This window comes from Alcanivorax sp. HI0083 (assembly GCF_001635175.1).
In genome coordinates, this window is sequence record NZ_LWFX01001460.1 from 1 (window position 1) to 1,305 (window position 1,305).

Sequence of the window (1,305 nt, forward strand, 5' to 3'; positions counted from 1 at the left end):
GTCACGACAAGGTGCTGGTGATCTGTGCCAGCAAGCACACCGCCACCGACCTGCATGCCCACTGTAACTACAAGCTGGGCATGAACGTGGCCATGTTCCATGAAGACATGGACCTGATCGAACGGGACCGGGCCGCCGCCTTTTTCGCCGATGACTTCGACGGTGCCCAGGCGCTGATTTGCTCGGAAATCGGCTCCGAAGGCCGTAACTTCCAGTTTGCTCATCATCTGGTGCTGCTGGACCTGCCCTTGAACCCGGACCTGCTGGAACAACGTATCGGCCGGCTGGACCGTATCGGCCAGAGCGAAGATATCCAGATTCACGTGCCCTACTTCGAGCAGCACGCCCAGGAGGTGTTGTTCCGCTGGTATCACGACGGCATGAACGCCTTCGAGCACACCAACCCGGCCGGCCACGACATCTACCTGCGCAGCCGCGACGCGCTGGAGCCACTGCTTACCGGCGACCCGGAATACACCGCCATCGAAGCGCTGGTCGACGATACCCGCACCATCACTAACGAACTGCATACGCTACTGGAGACCGGCCGCGACCGACTGCTAGAGCTGAGTTCGTTCGACGGTGAGCGAGCCGAGGCGCTGATCACCGACCTGATTGCGGCCGATGACGACAGCCCTCTGCCTTTCATGCAGCGCATCTTTGATCGTTACGGCGTGGAACAGGAAGATCATTCCGACACGGCCATCATCCTCAAACCCGGCCCGCACATGCGCGATGCGTTCCCCGCTCTGCCGGAAGAAGGCGTCACCATGACCGACAACCGGGCCACCGCACTGGCCCGCGACGACATGCAATTCCTGACCTGGGAGCATCCCATGGTCACCGGCAGCCTGGAGATGATGCTCACCGAACACCGTGGCAAAGCCGCCGTCAGCCTGCTCAAAAATCCCAAAATCAAGGCTGGCACCCTGCTGATCGAAGCCATCTATACCGTTGATGCCATTGCCCCCAAACAGTTGCAGGCAGACCGCTTCCTGCCCACCACGGTAATTCGTCACCTGCTGGATGCCAATGGCAAAAATATCAGCCAGGCCATCAGCCACGACGGCCTGAGCCAGCAATGCCACAAGATGGACAAGCCTCTCAGCCGCAAGATCGTTGGCAGTCAGAAACCCCTGCTGGAAAAATTGCTGAAAGCCGACGAAACCAGCGCCAGTCAGGAAGCCGAAAGCATTATTGCCGCTGCCCAGGAAAAAATGCGCGCCGAACAAGCCCACGAGCTGGCTCGCCTGAAAGCCCTGCAAGCCAAAAACCCGGCGGTCCGTCATGAAGAAGTAGAAGCCC

The 1,305-nt window shown here is 59.7% G+C and carries 1 protein-coding gene; it reads left to right on the forward strand.

The window, feature by feature from the left end:
• A partial coding sequence (rapA, locus tag A3754_RS22135; RefSeq protein WP_082904816.1) for an RNA polymerase-associated protein RapA occupies positions 1 to 1,305 on the forward strand: 1,305 nt, incomplete at both ends.